The organism is Mesorhizobium sp. M2E.F.Ca.ET.209.01.1.1, assembly GCF_004010375.2.
In the GTDB taxonomy this organism is placed as follows: Bacteria; Pseudomonadota; Alphaproteobacteria; order Rhizobiales; family Rhizobiaceae; genus Mesorhizobium.
In genome coordinates this window covers 1-309 of the sequence record NZ_SADP02000918.1, presented here as the reverse complement: position 1 = coordinate 309, position 309 = coordinate 1, and the positions used below count along the sequence as shown (strand labels likewise).

Annotated in this window: 1 pseudogene; it reads right to left on the bottom strand. The window is 62.8% G+C overall.

Features of this window, described 5'->3' with window-relative positions:
• Positions 1 to 89 (bottom strand): annotated as a pseudogene (locus tag EN852_RS42935) (LysE family translocator); the annotation flags it as partial.
• Positions 90 to 309: the final 220 nt, after the last annotated feature.

Genomic DNA, 309 nt, shown 5'->3' with positions numbered 1-309 from the left:
GCCACGGTGAGCAGCGTCGCCGGGCCCGGGATGAAGACGAAGCCGAGCACCACCGCGATGTAGGTGAGAAGCGTGGCGGGTTCGATCATGCGAAGGCTCCTTGCGTCTGCCGCAGCCTTCGGCGGAAGGCTTGGCCTAGATAGCACCGTACAATGCCCCAGTGGAACTCTGACCGGCGGCGATGTCGGCGGGCCGCGGCCCGAAGCGAAATGACGCACCTGTTAGGCTTCGATAATTTTCGTCACGAGCGTCCACACTTCGCCTGCAAGGTGTCTGTTCGGGATGGACCGGCATTGGCTTTGACCTTCC